The following is a 2312-nucleotide window of genomic DNA, read 5'->3' as shown; positions in this document are numbered from 1 at the left end:
AGATGTGTATAAGAGACAGGATTTAATCGTCTTTTATCAAAAATCTGGGTTAACTGACCATCCACTTTATTTACAAAATGGGTGTACAAGGCGTCGTCAATTTTAACAATTCGTTTTGCGCAACTTAATGAAGCTACGTTAAAGAAAATATCATTATTAACAATTGTTTCTGAAAATGCGAGCTTCTTTTCTTTTACAAATGAAGTTTCGTAAACTTTATTCCACGGGTAGCTAATCGCTTCCAGAAGTTCTGGAAATTGATTGATATCGAAAGTCTTGCCTGTTGGTATAGACTTATAAATATTCGTGTCTCTGTTAGAGTTTGCAATGTATGAATTCTTTGATTCATCGAAGAGCTTGTAATTGAATACAAGAATTTGAGGTTTATACCTAGAAAGTTCGTATGAGATAACGTTAATCGAATTCTCGTTTACGACGTCGTCTCCATCTATAAACCACAGATACTCACCTTCGGCGTGTTCTATACCGAGATTTCGTGCAGCGCCGGCACCCTTATTTTCTTGTGCGAGAACTTTCACATGCTTATGCTGCTTCTTCAAATCTTCAGCTACTGTTCTCGTATTATCTGTTGATCCATCATCAACGATGATTATTTCAATCTCTTTGTTGAGAGTCTTTCGCGATAAAAGACTATTTACACATGCCGCAATAGTTTTTTCACAATTGAATGCCGGGATAATTACAGAAAGCATTTTTAACTCCCACTCAAAGCTTTTTAAACACGCGAAGATTAGGTTTGTTTATTTTTATTTCAATAAATTCATTTTTAAAATAAAACGATATTAATTCTTTTATCGGGCATGTCTGAATTTGATCATCTGTATATTCTTTCTTAATATTCGGATTGGCTTTAGGATTCATTGTGGGACTTTTTGCAATCGACCATTCTGAATCTGCAATTGCTATTATTCCGCCAGCTTTTAATGAACGAACTATTAAAGGCATGGCGGCGCCATCGATATCGAATGAGTGATTTCCCTTGTACATTACAAAATCGAACTTTAAATCCTTCTTGTCATTCAATAATTTGAAGAGTTGCCATGCATAAGTGTCTTTCTTCTTTTCGCTTATCAAGAAATGAAAAACGTTCGGTTTATTATACGTTTCTATTTTATTAAAACTGTTTTCCAAACTTTCCTTTGCTTTCTTTTTCCCGAAAAAGAAAATCGAAGATGCATCGCAAAGCGATACCAAATCCGTTTTTTCGAGTGTCGGAATTAACTCTCCAATAACGGCTACGCTCTTATTATTTAAATTTGTTACTTGAAGCATTTTTATAAGTCGACTGCAACCTTAGTTGCCACAGCAATCTGATAAACAATCGTCATCAGGTCCTTCGCCAAAAGCATCGACTTCACGTCAACCTTCGGCAAAACCAAAATCCGATCCCCTGCATTTATGCCGAGATGCTCGGCAAGTCCAACTTCCCCGTTCTGCTTTGCAACGAGAATGTGCTTTTCATCACCTCTGTCGGAAACACCGCCCGCCGCTGCCAAGTAGTCGTCAAGGCTCATGCCTTCTTCAAAAGCAATCGACTTCGGCATTACGACTTCGCCCGTGATTTGAACGACGTTCGACTTCTGCGGAATGACGATTTCGTCCCCGTCTTCAAGCCAGATGTCGTTCACCTGACCGCCTCTTGAGACCACAATCACGCCGTCGGGTTCAAGAAGCGATGCGCGCTTCACGAAGTCCTGGATGAGCTTCGCTTCCTCGACTCGAACGGTCGCTTCTTCAGGCGTTGCAGACGTCGCCGTCAGCGCCGCTTTTTCGAGTCGATGGAGCGAGTCCTGAATCACCGCTTTCTGGTCGCGCGCAACGCTCTTGCGGCGCAGATAGACGGCATCCGTTGCCGCAAGTTCCGGCTCCACTTCGACCTGGCGAAGGAGGTCGCGCAGCTTCACGGTCTTCTTCACCGGATAGCGGGACGCACCCGTGATGGCACCCGTAACCGTCGCCATAATCGTTTCGCCCGGCTTGTCCGCAACGAATTCGACAATGTCGCCGTCGGCGAGCTTGAAGTCCTTGAACGCTTCAACCGTGAAGTACTTGTTGAAGGGCGCCTTGTTGCGCGTGCCAGTTACGCTTACGTGCGAAACGTTCTTCAAGGGCGACGCGAGTTCAATAAGGCCCGATCCCTTTGCCGCTGCGGGCTTCGAGAATTCGTACTGGGCTTCTTCTCGCAGGAGCCCGTAGGCCGAAACGCTCACCCCCTTTTCATTGACGAGAATCACGTCCCCGTTCTTCAGACGCAGCTGCGGCACTTTCCCCTGAAGCGCAAAGAGATAGAG

At 43.9% G+C, this 2312-nt stretch carries 3 protein-coding genes; all 3 read right to left on the bottom strand.

Translation table 11 applies throughout. From position 1 onward, the window contains the following. The coding region (locus H6A60_RS14440) for a glycosyltransferase family 2 protein (RefSeq protein ID WP_205104556.1) at positions 1-713 on the bottom strand (713 nt) is incomplete at its 3' end. A 13-nt stretch (positions 714-726) separates the two neighbouring features. Continuing rightward, a complete protein-coding gene (locus H6A60_RS10970; protein WP_205104553.1) occupies positions 727-1293 on the bottom strand; it encodes a hypothetical protein in 567 nt (188 codons plus the stop codon). Between the two features lie 2 nt (positions 1294-1295). Next, the coding region (locus tag H6A60_RS10965) for an SLBB domain-containing protein (protein WP_205104551.1) at positions 1296-2312 on the bottom strand (1017 nt) is incomplete at its 5' end.

The organism is Sutterella massiliensis (genome assembly GCF_016899755.1).
In the GTDB taxonomy this organism is placed as follows: Bacteria; Pseudomonadota; Gammaproteobacteria; order Burkholderiales; family Burkholderiaceae_F; genus Sutterella; species Sutterella massiliensis.
The sequence above is the reverse complement of the archived record's forward strand: the minus strand, read 5'-3'. Positions and strand labels throughout refer to the sequence as shown.

Coding starts and splice junctions, on each gene's coding strand:
- H6A60_RS10970 (WP_205104553.1), bottom strand. CDS start 1,293: ATGCTTCAAGTAACAAATTTAAATAATAAGAGCGTAGCCGTTATTGGA.